Source organism: Rhodococcus sp. (in: high G+C Gram-positive bacteria) (assembly GCF_049299235.1).
Classification (GTDB): domain Bacteria; phylum Actinomycetota; class Actinomycetes; order Mycobacteriales; family Mycobacteriaceae; genus Rhodococcus.
In genome coordinates, this window is record NZ_JBAQXC010000252.1 from 1 (window position 1) to 21,986 (window position 21,986).

General features: G+C 67.1%; 23 protein-coding genes. 11 read left to right on the plus strand and 12 right to left on the minus strand.

Translation table 11 applies throughout. The features are described from left to right. Positions 1-45 precede the first annotated feature (45 nt). Together greA and WAX14_RS14975 are read right to left on the minus strand one after the other, a co-directional pair. The gene (gene greA / locus WAX14_RS14970) at positions 46-540 is read right to left on the minus strand and encodes a transcription elongation factor GreA (protein ID WP_068158544.1); all 495 of its coding nucleotides are present in this window, start codon (positions 538-540) and stop codon (positions 46-48) included. Positions 541-764: 224 nt separating this feature from the next. After that, a complete protein-coding gene (locus tag WAX14_RS14975; protein WP_422628844.1) occupies positions 765-1,199 on the minus strand; it encodes a DUF4307 domain-containing protein in 435 nt (144 codons plus the stop codon). A gap of 150 nt (positions 1,200-1,349) precedes the next feature. Here WAX14_RS14975 and mca point away from each other — a divergent pair, with 150 nt between their 5' ends. After that, entirely contained in the window at positions 1,350-2,228 is an 879-nt protein-coding gene (mca, locus tag WAX14_RS14980) for a mycothiol conjugate amidase Mca (protein WP_422628845.1), read from the plus strand. A gap of 23 nt (positions 2,229-2,251) precedes the next feature. Continuing rightward, complete coding sequence (locus WAX14_RS14985; protein ID WP_422628864.1) at positions 2,252-2,584, plus strand: hypothetical protein; 333 nt, start codon at positions 2,252-2,254, stop codon at positions 2,582-2,584. A gap of 79 nt (positions 2,585-2,663) precedes the next feature. Here WAX14_RS14985 and WAX14_RS14990 read toward each other — a convergent pair whose 3' ends face one another. Next, on the minus strand, positions 2,664-3,326 hold the full coding sequence (locus tag WAX14_RS14990) for a TetR/AcrR family transcriptional regulator (protein WP_422628846.1): 663 nt from the start codon (positions 3,324-3,326) through the stop codon (positions 2,664-2,666). Between the two features lie 144 nt (positions 3,327-3,470). Between WAX14_RS14990 and WAX14_RS14995 the strand changes: the two genes are divergently transcribed. Then, positions 3,471-5,561, plus strand: coding sequence for an ABC transporter permease (locus tag WAX14_RS14995; protein ID WP_422628847.1), 2,091 nt, complete (start codon positions 3,471-3,473; stop codon positions 5,559-5,561). Positions 5,562-5,567: 6 nt separating this feature from the next. On the opposite strand, the gene WAX14_RS15000 is transcribed toward WAX14_RS14995, so the two are convergent. Further along, the gene (locus tag WAX14_RS15000; RefSeq protein ID WP_422628848.1) at positions 5,568-6,485 is read right to left on the minus strand and encodes a mechanosensitive ion channel family protein; all 918 of its coding nucleotides are present in this window, start codon (positions 6,483-6,485) and stop codon (positions 5,568-5,570) included. 63 nt (positions 6,486-6,548) lie between these two features. Further along, a complete protein-coding gene (gene trhA / locus WAX14_RS15005; RefSeq protein ID WP_422628849.1) occupies positions 6,549-7,217 on the minus strand; it encodes a PAQR family membrane homeostasis protein TrhA in 669 nt (222 codons plus the stop codon). Positions 7,218-7,378: 161 nt separating this feature from the next. On the opposite strand from trhA, the gene WAX14_RS15010 reads away from it, so the two are divergent. Next, on the plus strand, positions 7,379-8,146 hold the full coding sequence (locus WAX14_RS15010) for an isoprenyl transferase (protein ID WP_422628850.1): 768 nt from the start codon (positions 7,379-7,381) through the stop codon (positions 8,144-8,146). A gap of 59 nt (positions 8,147-8,205) precedes the next feature. Here WAX14_RS15010 and coaA read toward each other — a convergent pair whose 3' ends face one another. Further along, positions 8,206-9,138, minus strand: coding sequence for a type I pantothenate kinase (coaA, locus tag WAX14_RS15015; RefSeq protein WP_422628851.1), 933 nt, complete (start codon positions 9,136-9,138; stop codon positions 8,206-8,208). A gap of 175 nt (positions 9,139-9,313) precedes the next feature. Here coaA and WAX14_RS15020 point away from each other — a divergent pair, with 175 nt between their 5' ends. The 3 genes from WAX14_RS15020 to WAX14_RS15030 all read left to right on the plus strand — a co-directional run bounded on the left by WAX14_RS15020 (position 9,314) and on the right by WAX14_RS15030 (position 13,528). Further along, complete coding sequence (locus tag WAX14_RS15020) at positions 9,314-10,504, plus strand: DUF885 domain-containing protein (protein WP_422628865.1); 1,191 nt, start codon at positions 9,314-9,316, stop codon at positions 10,502-10,504. Between the two features lie 93 nt (positions 10,505-10,597). Then, positions 10,598-11,893: a serine hydroxymethyltransferase gene (gene glyA, locus WAX14_RS15025; protein ID WP_422628852.1), complete on the plus strand. Its 1,296-nt coding sequence runs from the start codon at positions 10,598-10,600 to the stop codon at positions 11,891-11,893. A 273-nt stretch (positions 11,894-12,166) separates the two neighbouring features. Continuing rightward, a complete protein-coding gene (locus tag WAX14_RS15030; RefSeq protein WP_422628853.1) occupies positions 12,167-13,528 on the plus strand; it encodes a PhoH family protein in 1,362 nt (453 codons plus the stop codon). Positions 13,529-13,601: 73 nt separating this feature from the next. Here the strand turns inward: WAX14_RS15030 and WAX14_RS15035 are convergent, their stop codons facing one another. Then, positions 13,602-14,000 carry a carboxymuconolactone decarboxylase family protein gene (locus tag WAX14_RS15035; protein WP_422628854.1) on the minus strand — a complete coding sequence of 133 codons (399 nt, stop codon included), beginning with the start codon at positions 13,998-14,000 and terminating at the stop codon, positions 13,602-13,604. Positions 14,001-14,283: 283 nt separating this feature from the next. Here WAX14_RS15035 and WAX14_RS15040 point away from each other — a divergent pair, with 283 nt between their 5' ends. Together WAX14_RS15040 and WAX14_RS15045 are read left to right on the plus strand one after the other, a co-directional pair. Beyond that, a complete protein-coding gene (locus tag WAX14_RS15040) occupies positions 14,284-14,895 on the plus strand; it encodes an LGFP repeat-containing protein (protein WP_422628855.1) in 612 nt (203 codons plus the stop codon). Between the two features lie 153 nt (positions 14,896-15,048). Then, positions 15,049-15,228 carry a hypothetical protein gene (locus WAX14_RS15045; protein ID WP_422628856.1) on the plus strand — a complete coding sequence of 60 codons (180 nt, stop codon included), beginning with the start codon at positions 15,049-15,051 and terminating at the stop codon, positions 15,226-15,228. 37 nt (positions 15,229-15,265) lie between these two features. Here WAX14_RS15045 and WAX14_RS15050 read toward each other — a convergent pair whose 3' ends face one another. After that, positions 15,266-16,675, minus strand: coding sequence for a class II fumarate hydratase (locus WAX14_RS15050; protein ID WP_422628857.1), 1,410 nt, complete (start codon positions 16,673-16,675; stop codon positions 15,266-15,268). A 93-nt stretch (positions 16,676-16,768) separates the two neighbouring features. Continuing rightward, positions 16,769-17,803: a class II fructose-bisphosphatase gene (gene glpX / locus WAX14_RS15055; protein WP_422628858.1), complete on the minus strand. Its 1,035-nt coding sequence runs from the start codon at positions 17,801-17,803 to the stop codon at positions 16,769-16,771. Positions 17,804-17,988: 185 nt separating this feature from the next. On the opposite strand from glpX, the gene WAX14_RS15060 reads away from it, so the two are divergent. Further along, positions 17,989-18,558, plus strand: a complete 570-nt coding sequence (locus tag WAX14_RS15060; RefSeq protein WP_422628859.1) for a DUF4245 domain-containing protein — start codon at positions 17,989-17,991, stop codon at positions 18,556-18,558. Positions 18,559-18,577: 19 nt separating this feature from the next. Here WAX14_RS15060 and WAX14_RS15065 read toward each other — a convergent pair whose 3' ends face one another. From WAX14_RS15065 to WAX14_RS15075, 3 genes are all read right to left on the minus strand, one after another. Beyond that, positions 18,578-18,808 carry an exodeoxyribonuclease VII small subunit gene (locus tag WAX14_RS15065; RefSeq protein WP_422628860.1) on the minus strand — a complete coding sequence of 77 codons (231 nt, stop codon included), beginning with the start codon at positions 18,806-18,808 and terminating at the stop codon, positions 18,578-18,580. A 79-nt stretch (positions 18,809-18,887) separates the two neighbouring features. Continuing rightward, positions 18,888-20,135 carry an exodeoxyribonuclease VII large subunit gene (xseA, locus tag WAX14_RS15070; protein WP_422628861.1) on the minus strand — a complete coding sequence of 416 codons (1,248 nt, stop codon included), beginning with the start codon at positions 20,133-20,135 and terminating at the stop codon, positions 18,888-18,890. Then, the gene (locus WAX14_RS15075) at positions 20,132-20,803 is read right to left on the minus strand and encodes a lipid droplet-associated protein (RefSeq protein WP_422628862.1); all 672 of its coding nucleotides are present in this window, start codon (positions 20,801-20,803) and stop codon (positions 20,132-20,134) included. Before WAX14_RS15075 ends, xseA begins: the two co-directional genes overlap by 4 nt. 79 nt (positions 20,804-20,882) lie before the next feature. Between WAX14_RS15075 and WAX14_RS15080 the strand changes: the two genes are divergently transcribed. Continuing rightward, the gene (locus WAX14_RS15080; protein ID WP_422628863.1) at positions 20,883-21,878 is read left to right on the plus strand and encodes a 4-hydroxy-3-methylbut-2-enyl diphosphate reductase; all 996 of its coding nucleotides are present in this window, start codon (positions 20,883-20,885) and stop codon (positions 21,876-21,878) included. Positions 21,879-21,986 lie beyond the last annotated feature (108 nt).

Genomic DNA, 21,986 nt, shown 5'->3' on the forward strand with positions numbered 1-21,986 from the left:
GGCCCCGACCGTCCGGTCGGGGCCCTCCGCACATCTGAACTTCGATCAGCCGTGGTACGGCTCTGCGCTGACGAGGGTCACCTTCATGGTGCCGCCGTTGGGCAGAGTGTATTCACGGGTCTCGCCGACCTTCGCCTCCAGCAACGCGCCGCCGAGCGGTGAGTTGGGCGAGTAGATCTCGATCTCGTTGCTCCGCGCGCCCTCTTCGCGTGTCGCGATCAGGAACGTTTCCTTGTCGCTCTCGTCGCCGTCGTAGTACACGGTGACAACCGATCCGGGCAACGCAACACCGGAACGAGTGGGCGCAACACCGACCTTCGCGGCGCTGAGCAGTTCCTGGAGCTGGCGGATCCGAGCCTCCTGCTGCCCCTGTTCCTCGCGGGCGGCGTGGTATCCGCCGTTCTCCTTGAGATCCCCCTCTTCGCGGCGCTCGTTGATCTCGGCTGCGATAACCGGGCGATTCGCGATGAGCTGGTCGAGTTCTGCCTTGAGTCGGTCGTACGACTCCTGTGTCAGCCAGGTGCCCTGGGTCTCGGTCATCCTCGATCACTTCCTTCGGGTTGGAGCCCCCGGCTCCTGTCGACAGGCCGCGCAACATGCAGCGGCCACGACAGCATGGGCCCCAAATCGTTACGCCCGGTGGGTGTGGTGAACGGAGCCGTACTGTCTACTATGCAGCAATACACGGCCCCAAAGGGTGGAACCGTGTATCCGCTCATTCTAGCACCAATGCGGCTTTCGGCGCGGAAAGCCGCAGCGTACCGTCACTGTGGGTGCAGATATTCGGGGATGTCGAAGCTGCAGCCGTAGATGAGACCCGTGCCGGGACGTTGTGATGTCTTGATCGTCGAATTCAGCAGGACCGTGCCGCTATCGGACGGCGGGATCAGCACCTCGCGCCGGCCGGTTTCCTGCCCGTCCTGCGACCGTGCCCGGACCACGCACACCGCGGACCGTGACGGATCGTCCCTGGTCACGGTGAACTGCACGTCGACCGTCGAATCGTCGATGACGTTGTAGGTGATCATCTCCGACTGGATCTCCGCCGGACCGCTGCGCTGGTACACCACGAATGTCAAGGCCACGGCCAGACCGATACCGACGGCCGCGATCACCCACCACACGAGGCGGCGGGGTGAACCGCCGCTCGTCGGGTAACGGTCGGTGGGATACCTGTCGTTCACGGTGGTGTCGCTCATCACTTTTACTTTCGTGCCCGCCGCGCAGGCACGGGGCCACGGCTGACGGAGGAGTTGTCAGGTGGAACTATAGGGGAAGGACCGACTCGCCCCGCCTGCGGTGCCGGGCGCGGTCGGACGAAGCACACAACGGTGAGGTGGAGGAAACACGTGAGCGGACTACGGCTCATGGCCGTGCATGCCCATCCCGATGACGAGTCGAGCAAGGGTGCCGCCACAACGGCCCGCTATGCGGCCGAGGGAAACGAGGTTCAGGTCGTCACCCTGACCGGCGGTGAACGCGGCGACATCCTCAACCCGGCGATGGACGTCCCGGGGATCCGCGACCGCATGGAGGAGGTGCGCCGCGAGGAGATGGCCGAGGCGGCCCGGATCCTCGGTGTGCAGCACCGCTGGCTCGGATTCGTCGACTCCGGCCTCCCCGAGGGCGACCCCAAGCCGCCGCTGCCGGACGGGTGTTTCGCGCTCGTTCCGCTGGAGGAATCCACCCGTGCGCTCGTCCGGGCCATCCGTGAGTTCCGTCCGCACGTGATGACCACCTACGACGAGAACGGCGGCTATCCACACCCCGACCACATCCGCTGTCACGAGGTGTCGATGGCGGCGTACGACGCGGCCGCCGACCCCGGATACTTCCCGGAGGACGGCGAGCCGTGGAAGGTGCGCAAGGTGTACTACTCGCACGGATTCATCCGCCGGCGCATCGAACTGTTCCGTGACGAGTACGAACGGCGAGGCGAACGCTTCCCGATGGAGGAATGGCTCAGCCGGTGGCGCACCGAACAGGGCGACATCATGGCCCGGGTGACCACGCAGATCACCTGCGGTGACTACTTCCCGAATCGTGACGACGCACTCCGCGCGCACGCGACGCAGATCGACCCCAACGGGTCGTTCTTCGCGATACCCCTGGACATTCAGCAGAAGGTATGGCCGACCGAAGAATTCGAGTTGGCCAAGACCCGCGTGAACACCGTGATCCCCGAGTCGGATCTGTTCGCGGGCATCGAGGACGGACGAGTGCGATGACGACGGGCATGGTGACGATGGGCATGGTGACTGCGAACGTGCTTGCGCAGGAACCCACAGGGCCGGAATTCGGTAAGGCGTCGCCGGTCGGGCTGGCGCTGATCGTCATTCTGCTCGTCGCGACGGCGCTGCTCGTCCGCAATATGAACAAGCGCCTGGGCCGGTTGCCGGAGACCTTCGAGCCCGATCATCCCGAAGCTGATCAGGCCGCCGACGAGGGCACGGACCGCGGCGCGACCCCCACGTCGGCCACCGAGACTGCGAGTGCCGCGGCCGCGGGCACCGAGTCTACGAGTGCCGAGTCTACGAGTGCCGAGACTACGGGCCTCGAGGCGAAGAGGCCCGAGGCGAGTTAGCCCGCGCTGTCACGACATCGCCGCCGCAGGGCGGTCACCGGATCAGGTTGGTCACCGGCTCGGGTCGGTGGCCCTGAGGTCATACCCAGGCGGACGTTCCGCGGGTGCTGAGGAAGTCGCCCTCGCTGGTGACGGGAGCTTCGAGTAGCCCCGCGCACGCGTCGATGAGGAAATTGGCGAAGCCCACCCAGTTGGGTTCTGCCTCGCCGGATTCGAGCCGCGCCTCGTAGTCGGCGTAGGCGTCGACGACGAGGCGCCCGATGATGCGGGACCGGCCGGCGAGTACCGCCGGTGCGATGTCGGTGAGCGGCACGTGGATGCGTTGGATCAGCTCGTCCACGACCGGATCTGCCGTGACTGTCGATGCGACGCTCTCGGCGATCGACGGGACGCTGCGCATCTGACGGAGGAATCGTGCGCGCCAACTCGGGACGGGCATCGACGCCAATTGGTCGGTGAACGGAACGATGAGGCAACTCAGCAGATCGCGCAGGTTCGGTTCCGGGCCGAGGAGAGCGACGAGTTCTCGTCGTCGCGCGTCGGTTTCGTCGGAGATTCGTTCGACCATGGCTCGGATCAGCTCGTCGCGTCCGCCGAAGTGGTAGTTCACTGCGGAGTGATTGGAGTTTCCGGCGTGTTCGGCGATGCGCCGGTTCGACACGGCGTCGATGCCGAACTGCGCGAAGAGTTCTTCCGCGGAGTCGAGCAGAGCCTGCCGCACCCGATCGCCGTAACTGCCCATGTCGTTTCCGTCGCTTCCTGTTGTCGGACCATCGTCCTTCATTCGATGGGACGAACGTCACCGGATCCACAGCTTGATGGATTTAAGACACTTAGCGTACATTTTTTTAAGTCAGTCAACGTAATTATTCGAGGAGTGCCGCCGATGTCCACCACAACCCTCGAACACCGAGCAGGAGGCCCGCCGGGCGACGGCGAGCCCACCGAAGCCGACCACGCACGGGCCCGCAAGGAACAGATCGGCCGCATCGTCGCCATGTTCGTCATGCCGTTCCTGTTCGTCGGGATGATGATCACCGGGTACCTCTACGCGATGCACGCCCCGGCACCGAACAACATGCCGATCGCCGTAGCGGGCACCGCCGAACAGGCCGTCGGGTTCGCGGATGCGCTCGAGAGCGCCGACCCCAACGCCGTCGACGTCCGTGTCGTCGCAACGGCCGAGGAGGCACGCGACCTCGTCCTCGCCCGTGAGGTCGCGGGTGCGGTATCGCTGTCGGACACCGGGACAGCCACGCTCTACACCGCAAGCGCCGCAGGCGCTTCCCAGGTATCGACGGTCACCGGCCTGGTCGCACCGCAGGTGATCGGTCAGGGTCTCGCTCTCGATTCCCAGGACCTGGCACCGCTTCCCGGCCACGACACCGCCGGTCTCGCCGCGATGTTCATGGCCACCGGGCTGATGCTCGCGGGCTACATGCCGTGGAGCATCATGCTGTCCAACTCGCCCGAACTGCTCCGCAAGCGCCGCGCGATCCCGCTGCTCGCAGGCTGGTCCGCGTTGATCGCTGCCCTCGTCTGGTTCATCGCCGATCCCGTGCTCGGTGCGATCGAAGGACATACCGCTGCGGTCCTGGGGATTTCCTGGCTCGCGGTGTTCGCGGTGGGGTCGGTTCAGTTGTTCCTCACCCGGATCTTCGGTCCGATGGCGGTACTCGTCGGCATGCTCTTCTTGATGGTGCTCGGTGTTCCCGCATCCAACATGGGCATGTCGGTCTACACGCTGCCGTCGCTGTACGTGAAGTTGCATTCGTTCCTGCCGACCCCGGCGACCGGGGAGGCGCTCCGGTCGCTGCTGTACTTCGGTGGTGACGGACTCGGTCGCCACGTGATGGTCCTTGCGATCGGCGCGGTCGTGGCGCTCGCCGCGGTATTCGGTATCGATGCGCTCAGGCGCAAGCGCAACCCGGATGCGGGCCTCCCGGAGGTCACCCTGCCGTCGCTCACGGCCGGTCCACGTCCCGAGCGCAACTGGGTTCGCTATGTCACGCTCGGCTTCTTTCCGCTCGCGATGGTCGCGCTGATGTTCTCGGTGATGCTGGGCTCGATGTACCAGCCGGCGCCCCGCGAGATGCCGGTCACCGTGGTCGCAGGCACCCAGGAGGTCGCCGACCAGGCGGTGGCCGGACTCGACCGGAACCTGGGCGGGCTGTTCGATCTGACCGCGTCCACGTCGGTGGACGAGGCACGTGCGGCAATCGAGGACCGCAGCGCGGTCGCCGCGTATGTACTGCCGTCGGCGGAGTCTCCGACGGCAACGCTGATCACGAGCCAGGCGGCAGGCATGAGTCAGCAGCAGGTCGTGGCGCGGACGTTCGAGCAGGTCGCCGCGGGCCAACAGATGCCGCTCGTCACGGAAGATCTCGCGCCGCTGCCGGGGGCCGACAGCATGGGGACGGTGACGTTGTACGTCGCGATGGGCTGGATCATGGCCGGATTCATGTTCGCCGTCGTGGGTCACAGCGCCGCCCCGGCAGCCATGCGGCTGAAATCGCTGCTGCCGCTGTCGGCCGGGTTCGCGGTGTTCATGTCGGCCGTCGTGTGGGTGATCGCCGATCCGATCACCGGTGCTGTCGACGGGCACTTCTGGCAACTGTTCGGCGTCGGCATCGTCGCGATCTTCGCGACCGCGATGTTCGCCACGGTGCTCACCCGGTTGTTCGGACTCCTCGCCGTCGTCCCCGCGGTCGCGATCCTGATGTTCCTCGGCGTGCCCGCGTCGGGCGGTGCGATGTCGGTGTACATGCTGCCCGAACTCTTCCGGGCGTTGCACGCGGTGTTGCCGATGCCCGCGGCGGTGGAATCGATCCGGTCGATCCTGTACTTCGGTGCGGACACGGTGGGATCGCACCTGACGACATTCGCTATCTGGGGTGCCGTGTCCCTCCTGTGCGTACTCGCGATCGACGCTGTGCGGAGCAGGAAGGAACCTGCCGAGGCGGGACTCGACGCCTGATCGCGGTCAGGACGAGGGGGCGTGCGCCAGCATCAGTGACGGCGACTCGATGCCGTCGGAATCGAATGCTTCGAGCACCGCACGTGTGAGAGCGCGGCGCACGCCCCACTGTTTGCCCGGCCGGACACACACCGTCAGACGCAGTGTCACAGCGCCTGCGGTGACGGAGTTGACGCCGAGCAACTCCGGCGGGTCCAGCACGTCCGGCGCGATGTCGTCGGCCCCGACCCTGTCGAGCACCGCATCGAGCGCCACCCGGCAGGCCCGGTCGACATTCGCCGTCGGAGCGATCGGCACGTCGACCACTGCCACCGCGTGGCCCTGACTCATGTTGCCGACACGCAGGATCTCACCGTTGCGGCAGTACCACAGGGTGCCGTCGATGTCCCGGATCGTCGTGACCCGGAGGCCGACGGATTCGACGGTTCCGGTCGCGTCGCCCACATCGACCACATCGCCCACGCCGTACTGGTCTTCGAGCAGCATGAACATGCCGGAGATGAAGTCCCGGACCAGGTTCTGTGCGCCGAATCCGAGTGCGACGCCGGCAATGCCCGCCGATGCGATGAACGGAGCGATGTTGAATCCGAGTTGGTCGAGTGTTTGCAGCACAACCCAGGCCAACACGACGATCGACACGCCCGATTTGAATACCGAGCCGATCGTCCGGGCCCGCTGGGCGCGTCGTTCGCGCGTTGCGGGATCGCCGTTGACCTTGGCGGCGCGCTCCTGCAGTGGACGCAGGACCGACCTCGTGGGTGCTCGGCCCGGACCTCGCGGGAGGGTCGCGCGGTCGATCAGTTTGTGCAGCGCGTATCGGAGAACGATCGCCACCGCGATGTAGCCGACGATCGCGAGTGGCTTGTGGATCAGCCATTCGCGATTCGTCTCGGTCAGTTCGAAGGCAAGAAGCGAGAGTGACATTGCTGGCGACGCTACCAAACTCTCCGTCTTGCCGGGCGCGTGCAGCAGAGCGGGTCGAACGATTCAAGCGAATACGACGAGCCACACCGCGACCGCGTGGCACAGCGCGGCGACGACGGTCGCGGCGTGGAAGAACTCGTGGTGGCCGAAGGTGTGCGGCCACGGGTTCGGCCATTGCGTCGCGTACAGCACGGCGCCGACGCTGTAGAGGATGCCGCCGATGAGGAGCAGCACCATCGCGGCGAGCCCGGCTTCGTCGATCACGGTGCCCGCGACGGGAACGATCGCCCATCCGAGCAGGAGATACAGGGGCACGCCGACCCATCGAGGCGCATTGGGCCACAGCATCTTCAGAGTCACGCCGGCGAGAGCGCCCGACCAGACGACGATCAGGAGGGTGCGGCCGGTGTCCGGTGGGAGGGCGAGCGTCGCGAACGGTGTGTAACTGCCCGCGATGAACAGGAAGATCATCGAGTGGTCGGCGCGTTTCATCCACATGCGCGCTCGAGGATCGTGCCAGTGCACTCGGTGGTAGAGCGCGCTGACCCCGAACACTCCGCACACCGTGAGGCTGTAGACCGCGGTGGCGGAACCCGCGGGCGGATCGGCGATCGTCGCGGCCAGGGTGACGAGCACGATGCCGGCGACCAAAGAGACCGCGAACGCCCACAGGTGGATCCAGCCGCGCATGCGCGGCTTGACCGGCAGTTCGTCGATCCCGAACACCGCCATGAGTTGGACCCCCTCTAGTACTTATCGGTAACCTACGCAACCGTAGGTTTCGGTTCGGGTGTCACGCTACCCGTGTGTTACCGGGTCTGCGTACGGGTGTGACCACCGTCGCGACCGGAGAGTCCCGGGGCGCGTAATGTGACCTCCGTGGTGATTTCGGGGTGAATGTGCGCGGGGTGTTGTACGAGCTCTACGAACGACGTCTGCTGCGTCAACTCGACGGCGCACAGCATCCGAGGCACGTCGCCGTGATGTGCGACGGCAACCGTCGCTGGGCTCGGGAGAACGGCTTCACCGACGTCAGTCACGGCCACCGCGCCGGTGCCCGCAAGATCGCCGAACTGCTGCACTGGTGCGATGCCGCCGGCATCGAGACCGCCACCATCTACCTGCTCTCCACCGAGAACCTGCGACGTGAACCGGAGGAACTCGACGTCCTCCTCGACATCATTACCGATGTCGTGGAGGAGATTTCCGGCCCGGACCAGAATTGGAGTGTCAAGATCGTCGGCACCCTCGATCTGTTGCCCGACGAGCAGGCGCGTCGGCTCCGCGACGCAGCCTGCCGCACCGCGGGCCGCACCGGTACCCACGTCAACGTCGCGGTGGGCTACGGCGGCAGGCAGGAGATCGTCGATGCCGTCCAATCGCTGCTGCGCGACCGGCAGGCCGCCGGGGTCTCCGGTCAGGCGCTGATCGATGCCGTCACCGTCGATGCCGTCGACGGGCACCTCTACACCTCGGGGCAGCCCGACCCGGATCTCGTCATCCGGACCTCGGGTGAGCAGCGACTGTCCGGGTTCCTGCTGTGGCAGAGCGCGTACTCCGAGATCTGGTTCACCGAGGCCTACTGGCCGGAGTTCCGTCGCGTCGACTTCCTGCGCGCTCTACGCGATTTCGCTGCCCGGCACCGCCGATTCGGGGTGTAGCCGTACCCGTGCGCGCTTGTGGTGGCAGCCGCTACCGGAAGCGCGCACGGGGGCGGGTGTCAGAGCTTGCGGAGTCGCAGCCGATTGATGGTGTGATCGGAGTCCTTGCGCAATACCAGCGTGGCGCGCGGGCGGGTCGGCAGAATGTTCTCGACCAGATTCGGCAGGTTGATCGAGTGCCAGATTTCTTTGGCTGCGTTCATTGCGTCGCGATCCGACAGGCTCGCGTAGTGGTGGAAGTGCGCGTCCGGATTGGCGAAGGACGTCTTGCGCAACGCGAGAAACCGTTCCACATACCATTTTTCGATGTCCTCGATGCGAGCGTCCACATAGATCGAGAAGTCGAACAGGTCCGAGACCATCAGCCGCGGACCGGTTTGCAGAACGTTGAGACCCTCGATGATGAGGATGTCCGGCTGCCGGATCACGTGGTACTGACCTGGGATCACGTCGTACGAGATGTGCGAATACACCGGTGCCGCGACCTCCGCAGCACCCGACTTGACTTCGGTGACGAAGCGCAGCAACTTCCTGCGGTCGTAGCTTTCCGGGAAGCCCTTGCGGTGCATGATATTCCGACGCATCAATTCCCTCGTCGGGTAGAGGAACCCGTCGGTGGTGACCAGGTCGACCCGTGGATGATGCTCCCACCGCGCCAGCAGCGCCTGCAGCACACGCGCGGTCGTGGACTTCCCGACCGCGACCGACCCGGCGACCCCGATCACGAACGGCACCTGATGGTCCGGATGCTTCTCCCCGAGGAATGTCGCGGTCGCGGCGAACAACCGCTGCCGGGCCGCGACCTGCAGATGGATCAACCGCGACAGCGGCAGATACACCTCGGCGACCTCCGCAAGGTCGATCTGCTCGCCGAGGCCGCGCAGGCCGATCAGCTCGTCCTCCGTCAGAACCAGCGGCGTCGCCTTGCGCAGCGTCCGCCACTGCTTGCGGTCGAATTCGACGTACGGGCTCGGTTCGCTCAACCGTGCCATCGACACGAGCCTTCCGAAGCGAGCGAATCGGCGACGCAGCCTGCGAGCCGCTTGCGACGAACGTTGTCCATGATCCGAATTGTGCGCGCAGCCACAGGGGTGTGTCCCCTCGGGGTCCGTGATCGCCGCGTCCGGCGTCGTCCTGGCCGCGGGGGAGCGACTAGTGTTCCTGGGCATGGGATCGGACGGTTTCGTGCGTGAATATCTGCTGCTCGGGCTTGCTTTCGACCGGCTGGAAGAAGGCTTCGTCGACGCCTACACGGGCGACCCGTCGCTGCGTCGCCGGGTCGCGGAGGCGCCGACGCCGGATCCCCGTGATCTTTCCCACATCGCGACCCGACTCCGCGGGGAACTGACCGGTGCCGGACTGTCCGAGGAACGGACCCGATTCCTCGACGTGCACCTGCGTGCCCTCGACTGCTCCGCGCGCATATTCGCAGGTGAACAGATCGGCTTCGTCGACGAGGTCGAGGCATACTTCGACGTGCGCATCGCCCCCGGTAACGAGGACGACTACCGTGCTGCGCATCGCCGCCTCGATGCGCTGCTCCCCGGATCAGGACCGCTCGGCGAACGTCTGCACGCCCATCGTCGGGGCGAGACGGTGCCCGCAGACCGGCTCGCGGAATGCGTCGAGGCGTTCTCGAGCGCCCTGCGCGACAAGGTGCGCGCGGCATACCCGCTGCCGGAAGCCGAGCACATCGAATACGAGATCGTCGGAGACAAGCCGTGGTCGGGTTTCAACTACTACCTCGGCGACTACCGCTCCCGGGTCGCGATCAACTCCGATCTCGAGCAACACATGTCGCAACTACCGCGCCTGATCGCCCATGAGGCGTACCCGGGGCACCACACCGAACACTGCCGCAAGGAGGCCGGCCTGGTCGTCGGCGGCCAGGCCGAGCAGAGCCTGTTCCTGGTGAACACGCCGCAGTGCCTCATGGCGGAAGGTCTGGCCGACCTCGCGCTGGAGGCGATCATCGGCCCCGGCTGGGGGCTGTGGGCGCAGGAGATCTACGCCGACCTGGGGCTCCGTTTCGACGGTGAGCTCGCCGAGCAACTCCACGACGCGTCGGCCGATCTGCTGCCGGTGCGTCAGGACGCTGCCCTGCTGCTGCACGACAGTGGCCGTAGCCACGACGACGTCGCGGCATTCCTTCAGCGCTGGTCGTTGGCGAGCCCCGAGCGGTCCCGGCAGTCGCTGCGGTTCCTGTCGTCACCGCTGTGGCGCGCCTACATCAGTACCTACGTGGAGGGGTACCGGCTGCTCGGCGGCTGGCTGGCGCACGCCGAGCCGGGTGCGGACCGGGCCGAGCGCTTCCGTCGGCTGCTCGACGAACCGCTGGTGCCGAGCTCGCTGCGGTGACGTCGGTCTCGGCGGGGTCCCGAATTCCTCGTTCGGGCCGCACTTCGTAGACTGGAGGTCGTATCCTGCCGACCTCAGCTTGGAGAATCCTCGATGACAACCGTGCCTGGCACCGACGTCAACACCGCCGCGCTCGCCGATCTCGACCCGGAAGTCGCACAGGCGATGGCCGGTGAGTTGTCCCGCCAGCGCGACACCCTCGAGATGATCGCCTCGGAAAACTTCGTTCCGCGCGCGGTGCTGCAGGCGCAGGGCAGCGTGCTGACCAACAAGTACGCGGAAGGCTACCCGGGGCGCCGCTACTACGGCGGCTGCGAGCACGTCGACGTCATCGAGGATCTCGCGCGTACCCGGGCGAAGGACCTGTTCGGAGCAGAATTCGCGAACGTGCAGCCGCACTCGGGTGCGCAGGCCAACGCGGCGGTGCTCATGGCGCTGATGACACCAGGTGAGAAACTCCTCGGTCTCGACCTCGCACACGGCGGTCACCTCACCCACGGCATGAAGCTGAACTTCTCCGGCAAGCTGTACGACGTCGCGTCCTACGGGGTCAGCAAGGACGATCACCGCATCGACATGGACGAAGTGCGCGACATCGCACTGCGGGAAAAGCCGAAGGTGATCGTCGCCGGCTGGTCCGCGTACCCGCGTCACGAGGATTTCGCCGCGTTCCGCTCCATCGCGGACGAGGTCGGTGCCTACCTGTGGGTCGACATGGCGCACTTCGCCGGCCTGGTCGCCGCAGGTCTGCATCCGTCGCCGGTGCCCTACGCCGACGTCGTTTCGACCACCGTGCACAAGACCCTCGGTGGCCCCCGCTCGGGTCTGATCCTGGCCAAGCAGGAATGGGCGAAGAAGCTGAACTCGGCGGTGTTCCCCGGCCAGCAGGGCGGACCGCTCATGCACGCCATCGCAGCCAAGGCCGTCGCACTGAAGATCGCCGCGGGCGATGAGTTCAAGGACCGGCAGCAGCGCACCCTGTCGGGCGCGAAAATCCTCGCCGAGCGCCTGTCGCAGGCGGACGTCGCGGACAAGGGCATCTCGGTGCTCACCGGCGGCACCGACGTGCACCTGGTTCTGGTGGACCTGCGCAACTCCCAGCTCGACGGTCAGCAGGGGGAGGACGCGCTGCACGAGGTCGGGATCACCGTCAACCGGAACGCGGTGCCGTTCGATCCGCGCCCGCCGATGGTCACCTCCGGTCTGCGCATCGGCACACCAGCCCTCGCGACCCGCGGATTCGGGGACGCCCAGTTCACCGAGGTCGCCGACGTCATCGCGCAGACCCTGATCGGCGGCGCGGACGTCGAGGCGCTCCGTGCCCGCGTGAGCACGCTGGCCCAGGATGTGCCGCTGTATCAGGGGCTGGAGGACTGGCCGCTCATCTGATCGGCGTCCCGGGCGGAGCCGATGGCCGGACGTCGGCCGTTAACGCATTCTTCACCGACACGCACCGCGCTCTGCCGAGCGTCCGGTGCGTGTCGGCGTTAGCGTGACGGTGTGGTCGACACAGGTGCCGGCCACGCGGGAGGTCCTGGTCGTGGCTGAGAAATTCAGTGCGAGGGGCCGGCACCCGGCCCTTGTGTCGTTCGCAGGCACCCGGGCCGACCGGCCCACCGAGAAAGACACCTGCGTGGTGCCGCGCAGGTCTAGGAGCCTCACGTGGACGCAACACGCTCCGTCCCCGCTCGCACCGGACGTCGCTCCAAGGCCGCGGCGAAGAAACCCTCCGTTCGCACGTATGTTCTGGACACGTCGGTGTTGCTCTCGGACCCGTGGGCGGTGACCCGCTTCGCGGAACACGAGGTCGTTCTCCCACTCGTGGTGATCGGTGAACTCGAAGGCAAACGGCACCATCACGAGCTCGGCTGGTTCGCGCGCGAGTCGCTGCGGCTGCTCGACGACCTGCGGTTGCAGCACGGCCGGCTCGATCAGCCGATCCCGATCGGTGACGCCGGCGGCACACTGCATGTGGAGTTGAACCACACCGATCCGTCGGTGCTGCCCGCGGGTTTTCGAACGGACGACAACGACTCACGGATCCTGGCGTGCGCCCTGAACCTGGCGTCCGACGGGCGGGACGTGGTTCTGGTCAGCAAGGACATCCCGCTGCGGGTCAAGGCGGGTGCCGCAGGTCTGCCCGCCGACGAATACCACGCACAGGACGTGGTGATCTCCGGGTGGACGGGTATGGCCGAACTCGACGTCGACCGGAGTCGGATCGACGAGTTGTTCGCGGACGGTATCGTCGACCTCGATGATGCGCGGGACCTTCCGTGCCACACCGGTGTTCGCCTTCTCGGTGGTTCGTCGAGCGCGTTGGGCAGGGTGACCGCGGACAAGCGTGTTCAGTTGGTACGCGGGGATCGCGAGGCGTTCGGACTGCACGGCCGGTCCGCGGAGCAGCGTGTCGCGTTGGATCTGCTGCTGGACGACTCCATCGGCATCGTGTCGCTCGGCGGAAAGGCCGGCACCGGAAAGTCCGCGCTCGCGCTCACCGCGGGGCTCGAAGCGGTGCTCGAGCGTCGCACTCAGCGCAAGGTCGTCGTGTTCCGACCGCTGTATGCCGTCGGCGGTCAGGAACTCGGCTACCTGCCGGGCAGCGAGAGCGAAAAGATGGGTCCGTGGGCGCAGGCGGTGTTCGACACGCTCGAGGGTCTGGCCAGTCCCGCGGTGATGGACGAGGTGATCAGCCGCGGCATGCTGGAGGTGTTGCCGCTGACGCATATTCGGGGACGGTCGTTGCACGACTCGTTCGTGATCGTCGACGAGGCGCAGTCGCTCGAACGCAACGTGCTGCTGACGGTGCTCTCGCGTCTGGGTTCCGGTTCGCGGGTGGTCCTCACACACGACGTCGCGCAGCGGGACAACCTGCGGGTCGGCCGCCACGACGGGGTCGCCGCGGTGATCGAGAAGCTCAAGGGCCACCCGCTGTTCGCGCACGTGACCCTCACCCGCAGCGAACGGTCGCCGATCGCCGCACTGGTCACCGAGATGCTGGAGGAATTCGCCCCCGGAGCCTGAATCCTCTTGGGTGACGGGAACCTTCATTCGGTCAGACCGGATGCAGGTTCCCGTCACCTGGGATGCGGGTGGGTCAGGCGGGGCCGAGTTCGGCCTCGAGGACCTCCTGGGTGACCCGCATCGCCGCGAGGGCAGCGGGGGAGCCGCAGTAGGCTGCCGAGTGGATGACCGCCTCGGTGATCTCCGTGCGCGTCAATCCGTTTCGCAGCGCCCCCCGAATGTGGCCGCGCAGTTCGTTCTCGGCGCGCAGCGCGATGAGCATGCCGATGTTGAGGAGGCTGCGGCTGCGACGGTCGAGGCCCGGGCGGGACCACACCGCACCCCACGCATGCTCGGTGACGAACTCCTGCAAGGCTTCCGAGTCGGTTCCCCGAGCCCGGTCGAAGGCGCGCTCGACGAAGTCGTCGCCCATCACCTCCCGGCGGATCTCGAGTCCGGCCTCGAAACCGGGAGTGTGCTCGGCGTCGGTCATCGTCTTGATCCCTCCATCCCGCCGAACGGTTCGGCAGCGGGTGAAAGTCTACGACTGCCGCGCCGCTGCATCCCGCGCGCAACCGCAAGGCCCGTTCAAGCCTTGCTCGTGGGCGGAACGGCAACGATTCGGATGCGGCTGTCCGGAATCGCGACGCCGCGCGCAGTCGGGTGGCACCGTGCGAAGGGATATGCACACTGTGCAAACCCGTGAAGTCCACAGCCGTGAAGTTCAACAGCCGTGAAGTTCAACAGCAGCGACTTCCGCCAGCGAGGAGTCAGTCATGAGCCGAATTCCACGTCGAGTCGCCACGACCTTCGGTGCGCTCGCCGCCACCGGATTGGTGATCGCAGGGTGCAGCGACACGGCCGACACCGCAGGCGAGGACGCCTACAACAGCATGACCAGCGTCGCCGAATCCGCGCAGACCGCGGTGGAGTCCGCGGCGGCGGGCGCACAATCGGCGGTCGAGAGTGCCGCGAACTCCGCCGAGAGTGCGGCCGAGAGCGCAGGGAACGAGATCGCCGGTGACGCAACCACCGTGGTGCCCGGCCCCGACGGCCAGGAGTACGCCATCAGTGGCGCGGTCCTCGACAAGTACACCGAAACCGGGGGAGCAGCCGGTCCGCTCGGCCCACCGATAGGTAGCCAGGAGAGTATCGGGGACGGCAGCGTCGGTGAGTTCGCGGGTGGCGTCATCGCGTGGAGCCCGGACACCGGTGCTCACGTCGTGGGCGGTGAGATTCAGGTCGCGTGGGAGGCGGCCGGCGGTGCGGCAGGAGAACTCGGCTTCCCGATCAGCGACGAGCATCCGATCCCGGACGGTGTGCAGAGCGACTTCCAGATGGGGCACATCACCTTCATCGACGGCAGAACCCAGGTGGTCATGGGCTGACCTCCGAGAAGTCGCACGGACACATCGCTGCGCCGTCCTCCGATCGCTCGGGCGCACACCCGCCGGGGTGATCCTGACGGCCCAGCCGTCGACCACGGGTCGTCCGCTCGGTCGGGTATGACGGGGGAATCCGTCGCCAGGGCAGCATCCAGAGTGATCGCTCCCGAGGGCGAGATCGTCGACTTCCGCGCCATCGACAGTGCCGAGGACGCGTACGTCTGGTTCGTGGATCGGCGCGCCGACAATACCGAACTCGGTCGGGGGACGGAGGCTCAGTACGAGGGCGGCACCGGGCACTTCGTCGACGGCACCGACTGCACGCGGCGGAGATGAGCGCGGCACCCCGTGTCTGTGTCGCGTTCGTGTCCGTCTAGGGTTCGCGCTCGACGTTCGTCATCGCGAGCACGTCCAGTCGACGATCCAGTTCGTCCTCGCTCAACCCGTCGCCGATCAGGCCCCGGTCGATCACGGTCTGCCGGATCGTCTTCTTCTCCGTCAATGCCTGCTTGGCGACGGCGGCGGCCTCTTCGTATCCGATCGCCGAATTCAGCGGCGTCACGATCGACGGCGACGACTCCGCCAGCGTCCGCAGATGCTCGACGTTCGCTTCCACGCCGCTGATGCACCGGTCGGCGAACAACCGGGACACGTTCGCGAGCAACCGCATCGATTCGAGCAGATTCCGCGCCATCACCGGGATGTAGACGTTCAATTCGAAGGCGCCGGCCGCGCCACCCCACGCGACGGTCGCATCATTGCCGACAACCTGCGCTGCGACCTGCGTAACTGCTTCGGGCAGAACGGGATTGACCTTCCCTGGCATGATGGAGCTGCCCGGCTGCAGGTCGGGTAACCGGATCTCCCCGAGCCCTGTCAGCGGACCCGACCCCATCCACCGCACATCGTTGGCGATCTTCGTCAACGACACGGCGATCGTGCGCAGCGCTCCCGACGCCTCGACGAGGCCGTCGCGGGCGGCCTGTGCCTCGAAACTGTCGCGGGCCGGGCGCAACTCGTCGATTCCGGTCGCCTTCACCAGCTCCGCGACGACTCGTGGACCGAACCCGGCGGGTGCGTTCAGTCCCGTGCCGACCGCGGTCCCGCCGATGGGCAGTTCGCCGAGTCGCGGGAACGTTGCCCGGACGCGTTCGATGCCTGCCTCGACCTGCCGGGCATAGCCGCCGAATTCCTGTCCCAATGTGACCGGAACGGCATCCATCAGATGGGTTCGGCCGGATTTGACGACGGTGCGCCACTGCGCGGCCTTCTCGACCAGTGCCCCGTGCAGGTGTTCGAGCGCGGGAATCAGGTCGCGGACCGCGGCCTCGGTCGCGGCGACGTGTGTTGCGGTGGGAAAGGTATCGTTCGACGACTGCGACATGTTGACGTGGTCGTTGGGGTGAACGGTCACCCCGTCCCGCGCTGCGATCGACGCGATGACCTCGTTGGCGTTCATGTTCGAACTTGTGCCCGAGCCGGTCTGGAAGACATCGATGGGGAACTGGTCGTCGTGCTTACCGGCCGCGATCTCACCGGCGGCGGCGATGATCGCGTGGGCCTTGTCTGCGTCGAGCAAGCCGAGATCATTGTTGACCTGTGCGCATGCGGCTTTGAGTAGGCCGAGGGCGCGGATCTGGGCACGTTCGAGGCCTCGGCCCGAGATGGGGAAATTTTCCACGGCGCGCTGCGTCTGCGCGCGCCACAGGGCGTCGGCCGGGACCCGGACCTCGCCCATCGTGTCGTGCTCGATGCGGAACTGCGGTTCGCTGTTCTCAGTCATGAACCTCAGCTTGCCACCGCGGCGGCTCCGCCGCCGGTGTGTCGTTTGGGCCCCCAGCGGAGCCCGAACGACACACCGGCGCGGAGCGCACGGTCAGGGCAGTGGACGCTGCGCGCCGTCGACGCCGTCGAAGTTGATCGACGAGAATTCGTGCAGCTTCTCGAGGCGGTGGTACGCCTCGATCATGCGGACGGTGCCCGACTTGCTGCGCATCACGATCGACTGCGTGGTCGCGCCGCCGCCGTAGTACCGCACACCCTTGAGCAGGTCGCCGTCGGTGACACCGGTCGCGCAGAAGAAGATGTTCTCGCCGGTGACGAGTTCTTCGGTGGCCAGCACCCGATCCAGGTCGTGGCCGGCGTCGAGGGCCTTGCGGCGCTCCGCGTCGTTCGTCGGAGCGAGTTTGCCTTGCAGCGCGCCACCCATGCAGCGCAGCGCTGCCGCGGCGATGATGCCCTCCGGGGTACCGCCGATGCCGAGGAGCATGTCGACACCGGAATCGGGGCGGGCGGTCGCGATGGCGCCCGCGACGTCACCGTCGGAGATCAGCCGGATGCGCGCCCCGGTCTCGCGGATCTCCCGGATGATTTCGGCGTGACGCGGGCGATCCAGGATCGTGACGGTCGTGTCGGAGACCGCGCGGTTCTTGGCCTTCGCGACGCGGCGGATGTTCTCGGCGACGCCGGCAGCCAGATCGATGACGTCGGCGGCTTCGGGGCCGACGGCGATCTTGTCCATGTAGAACACCGCCGACGGATCGAACATGGCGCCCCGCTCGGCGACCGCGAGAACTGCGATCGAGCCGGGTGCACCCTTCGCCATGAGTGTGGTGCCGTCGATCGGGTCGACTGCGACGTCACACAGCGGGCCGTCGCCGTTGCCGACCTCCTCGCCGTTGTACAGCATCGGGGCTTCGTCCTTCTCGCCCTCGCCGATCACCACGATGCCCTGCATGGACACCGAGCTGACCATGTGACGCATCGCGTCGACAGCGGCACCGTCGCCGCCTTCCTTGTCGCCGCGGCCGACCCAGCGGCCTGCTGCCATCGCCGCGGCCTCGGTGACACGGACCAACTCGAGGGCGAGGTTGCGGTCCGGAGCTTCGCGGCGCGATGGGGTGGCCGTCATGGGCTACTGCCTCCTGATGCAGTCGGTCGACGCGGTGCGTCGGCGCGAGAGTCGGCCACCGAGGTGTGGGGCCGTTGAATCCGATGGTGGTTCAAGAAGTGATTCTCTCATCAGTACCGCGCTGGTGGAGGCCCGGACCCGGACCGGCCGCCACCTGGATCGGCCGAGGCTGTCAGACTGGGCGGGTGGCTTCCGAGAAACCCCGCATTCTGAACGACACCCGCGATATGGCCTGGTCGCTCATTCCGCTTGTCCTGGCGTGTCTGGTCATCGCGGCGATCGCCAGCCAATGTTCGTTCAACCCGGGCGGTCCCACGGCCGGACCCGTTCCGAGTTTCGACATCGACGCAGGGTTGGCGTACGACGCGAAAGAACTCGGCTTCCCCATTCGCCATCCGGCGGTCCCCGAGGACTGGCAGGCCAACTCGGGCAGCCGCAGCATCATCACCGGTCAGCAAGGCGGGGACTCGAGCACTGTCGGGTTCATCACCCCGGCCGGTCGCTACGTTCAGTTCACTCAGTCCGACGCCGGTGCCGACGAACTCGTGCGGTTCGCCGCCGGGTCGAACCGGGTCGCCACCGGAACCGAGAGCATCGACGGCCGGGACTGGACGGTGTACGGCGAGGAGGGCGCCGAACCGCTGTGGGTTTCGGACTTCGGTGACGTGCGCATCATCATCGGCGGATCCGGCGACAACGCCGAGTTCGCGACGCTCGCCGCCGCGGCGGACGCCGCGCAACCGCTGGTCCCCTGAGCAAACCCGACCTGGTCGGCTAGCCGGCCCGGTCGCCGTCCTCGGCGTGTGAGAGTGCGTCCTCGACGCGCCGGCGGGCGCCGGCCAGGTGCTCCTCGCATCGCGTGGCGAGGGCCTCTCCCCGCTCCCAGAGCGCCAGTGACTCGTCCAGGTCGAGGCCGCCCTGTTCGAGCATCTTCACCACGTTGACCAGTTCGTCGCGGGCACGCTCGTAGCCGAGTTCCGCCACATCCGCATTCGTCTCGCTCATCGCTTCATCCTTGCCAGCGCTCGTTCCATCACTGCTCTCGTTCCATCACTGCTCTCGTCCCATCACTGCTCTCGTCCCATTACCGCTCTCGTCCCATCACCGCGGCCCGGGCGGCACCATCGCCGACCCGCACCCGCACCTGGGTGCCCGGCGGCATCTCCTCGACCGACCGGACGACCTCGGGGTCGCCGTCGGGCACGATCCGCTGGACCACCGCGTAGCCGCGCGCGAGGGTCGCGGCCGGCCCCAGCGACGCCAACCGGGCTCGCAGGTGCTCGACCACTGTGGTCTGGTCGGCGACGACCCGGTCGATGTCGCGGCGACCGAACCGCCGGAGCCGATCCACCTCGTCGGTGTGCTGTTCCAGTGCGCGCATCGGATCGGCGAGGACCGGCCGGCTGCGGAGTTGCGCGACCACATGCTCCTCGCGGTGCACCCAGTTGCGCAGCGCGGAGGCGGCGCGTGCCCGCAGGTCATCGACGAGTTGCTGCTCGGCGACGGCGTCCGGCACGACTCGCTTTGCGGCATCGGTCGGGGTGGCTGCGCGCAGATCGGCGACGTGATCGCACAGTGGACTGTCCGGTTCGTGGCCGATCGCGCTGACCACGGGGGTGGTGCACGCGACGATCGCCCGGCACAGCGATTCGTCGGAGAACGGTAGGAGGTCCTCGACGCTGCCCCCGCCGCGGGCGAGGACGATCACGTCCACTGCGGGATCTGCGTCGAGTTCCTCGAGGGCGTCGAGGATTTGTGGGACCGCGGTCGGGCCCTGCACGGCGGTGTTGCGGATCTCGAACCGCACCGCGGGCCACCGCTTCTGCGCCACCGATACGACGTCGTGCTCGGCGGCGCCGCCACGTCCGGTGATCAGGCCGATCCGGCCGGGCAGGAACGGCAGCGGCCGTTTCAACCGCGGATCGAACAGGCCCTCCGCGGCGAGCAGTGCCCGCAGCCGCTCGATGCGGGCGAGCAACTCACCGATACCGACCGCGCGGATTTCGGTGACCCGCAGCGAGACGCTGCCTCGTGTCGGCCAGAACGACAACTTGCCGAACATCACCACGCGGGCGCCCTCGGTCAGCGCGACCGGCGCGTTCTGGATCAGTTGCGGTGAGCACGTCACCGACAGCGACATGTCCACCGACGAATCCCGCAAGGTCAGATATGCCGTGCGCGTGCCGGGACGCACGTTCATCTGGGTGATCTGACCTTCCACCCAGATGGTGCCGAGACGGTCGATCCAGCCGGCGACCTTCTGCGACACGGTGCGCACCGGCCACGGATTGTCCGCGGAGTTCGGTTGGGCAGTGGAGTGCGCCGACGTCACCTTGCGCTGGCAGTCGTGATCCGGTTGGACAGCATCGTCACGAACGGCGCCCGCGCCCGCGTCGCGTTCTCGTAGTCGAGCAACGCGGTCAGATCCTCCACCGACAGCGTGCGCAGGCGCGCACGCAACTGGGCGAGCGTCAACGAACCGTAGTCGAGATAGTCGGCGATTTCGGGCAGTTCGGGCGCGGGCGCGGATTCGGTCGGCTTCGCGCTTCCAGCAGCCTTGGACGCCTTGGACGCCGCCGATCCGGGTCGGGCCGCCTTCTGGGCTGCCTTCTTCGCCGGCACAGGGTCGGTCGCTGCGGGTTCGGAGTCCACCGCAGGCGGCATCGAATACAGGGCGAACCGGCCGGGTGCTTCCGACGACCCGGTCGCTTCCGAGGGTTCTGCGCCGTTGTTCACCGGGGATGTGCTCGGCACTTCGTCCTCGTCGAACACCGCCCACGTCGGGTTCTCCTCAGACGGGGCACCCAGTATTTCGAACAGGCGGTCGCCCTTGATCGCGAGCGAGGTCATCGACTGCTGGACCCGCATCGTCGTCTGTAGCACCTGACTGACCGTCGTCATCGGCAGCGCCAGGGCAGTGGACGGCAACTTGAGGGTCTCTTCGTAGGCGGTGACGGCGACCCCGGCCGCCACCCGAGCCATGAACGGTGGACGGATCATGCCCACCAGACTGCCTCACGAACTCGGTGATTGGTAGCCGAGGAGGGCCACATCCCTCAGCGGCCCGTACCCTGGAGGCATGTCTGCGCCTGTTCCACTCGAAGTCGGTATTGCACGTTCGGCGGGGACCGCGCCGACGGGGAAGCGGGTGCTCCTCGCGGAACCGCGCGGCTATTGCGCAGGGGTCGATCGTGCGGTCGAAACCGTGGAGAAGGCCCTCGAGAAGCACGGAGCACCGATCTACGTGCGCAAGGAGATCGTCCACAACCGACATGTGGTGGACACCCTCGCCGAACGCGGCGTCGTGTTCGTCGAGGAAACCGACGAGGTGCCCGCCGGGTCGGTGCTGGTGTTCTCCGCGCACGGGGTGTCCCCGGCGGTCCACGACGCGGCCGCGGCCCGCGACCTGCACACCATCGATGCGACCTGCCCGCTCGTCACCAAGGTCCATCAGGAAGCCAAACGCTTCGCACGCGACAACTACGACATTCTGCTCATCGGGCACGAGGGGCACGAGGAAGTCGAAGGTACAGCCGGGGAGGCCCCCGACCACGTGCAGTTGGTCGACGGGCCGGACGCTGTCGATACGGTCCGGGTCCGGGACGAAGCGAAGGTGATCTGGCTCTCACAGACCACGCTGAGCGTCGACGAGACCATGGAAACCGTCAAACGACTGCGGGAGAAGTTTCCGCTGCTGCAGGACCCACCCAGCGACGACATCTGCTACGCCACCCAGAACCGTCAGGTCGCGGTCAAGGCGATGGCGCCCGCATGTGACCTGGTGATCGTCGTGGGATCGCGCAATTCGTCGAACTCGGTGCGACTGGTCGAGGTTGCGCTCGGAGCCGGGGCGAAGGCGGCCTACCTGGTCGACTATGCCCGGGAAGTCGATCCCGCATGGCTCGACGGCGTCGAGACCGTCGGAATCACTTCGGGTGCGTCGGTACCCGAGATCCTCGTGCGTGGGGTGCTCGATCTGCTCGCGGACCGCGGTTACCGGGATGTGCAATCGGTCACGACAGCCAACGAGACGCTGGTGTTCGCGCTGCCCCGCGAATTGCGCGCAGCTCGATAGGGCCGGTGAGCGACCCTCAATCCTCGTGGCGGTCGCGGTAGCGCACGGCCGGCGGCGGATATGCGGGCGCGCTCGCCCGCGGCCGCCGTTCGGGCTGCGCATCGGCGT

Coding starts and splice junctions, on each gene's coding strand:
- greA (WP_068158544.1), bottom strand. CDS start 540: ATGACCGAGACCCAGGGCACCTGGCTGACACAGGAGTCGTACGACCGA.
- WAX14_RS14975 (WP_422628844.1), bottom strand. CDS start 1,199: ATGAGCGACACCACCGTGAACGACAGGTATCCCACCGACCGTTACCCG.
- WAX14_RS14985 (WP_422628864.1), top strand. CDS start 2,252: ATGGTGACTGCGAACGTGCTTGCGCAGGAACCCACAGGGCCGGAATTC.
- WAX14_RS14990 (WP_422628846.1), bottom strand. CDS start 3,326: ATGGGCAGTTACGGCGATCGGGTGCGGCAGGCTCTGCTCGACTCCGCG.
- WAX14_RS14995 (WP_422628847.1), top strand. CDS start 3,471: ATGTCCACCACAACCCTCGAACACCGAGCAGGAGGCCCGCCGGGCGAC.
- WAX14_RS15000 (WP_422628848.1), bottom strand. CDS start 6,485: ATGTCACTCTCGCTTCTTGCCTTCGAACTGACCGAGACGAATCGCGAA.
- trhA (WP_422628849.1), bottom strand. CDS start 7,217: ATGGCGGTGTTCGGGATCGACGAACTGCCGGTCAAGCCGCGCATGCGC.
- coaA (WP_422628851.1), bottom strand. CDS start 9,138: ATGGCACGGTTGAGCGAACCGAGCCCGTACGTCGAATTCGACCGCAAG.
- WAX14_RS15020 (WP_422628865.1), top strand. CDS start 9,314: ATGGGATCGGACGGTTTCGTGCGTGAATATCTGCTGCTCGGGCTTGCT.
- glyA (WP_422628852.1), top strand. CDS start 10,598: ATGACAACCGTGCCTGGCACCGACGTCAACACCGCCGCGCTCGCCGAT.
- WAX14_RS15035 (WP_422628854.1), bottom strand. CDS start 14,000: ATGACCGACGCCGAGCACACTCCCGGTTTCGAGGCCGGACTCGAGATC.
- WAX14_RS15040 (WP_422628855.1), top strand. CDS start 14,284: ATGAGCCGAATTCCACGTCGAGTCGCCACGACCTTCGGTGCGCTCGCC.
- WAX14_RS15050 (WP_422628857.1), bottom strand. CDS start 16,675: ATGACTGAGAACAGCGAACCGCAGTTCCGCATCGAGCACGACACGATG.
- glpX (WP_422628858.1), bottom strand. CDS start 17,803: ATGACGGCCACCCCATCGCGCCGCGAAGCTCCGGACCGCAACCTCGCC.
- WAX14_RS15065 (WP_422628860.1), bottom strand. CDS start 18,808: ATGAGCGAGACGAATGCGGATGTGGCGGAACTCGGCTACGAGCGTGCC.
- WAX14_RS15075 (WP_422628862.1), bottom strand. CDS start 20,803: ATGATCCGTCCACCGTTCATGGCTCGGGTGGCGGCCGGGGTCGCCGTC.
- WAX14_RS15080 (WP_422628863.1), top strand. CDS start 20,883: ATGTCTGCGCCTGTTCCACTCGAAGTCGGTATTGCACGTTCGGCGGGG.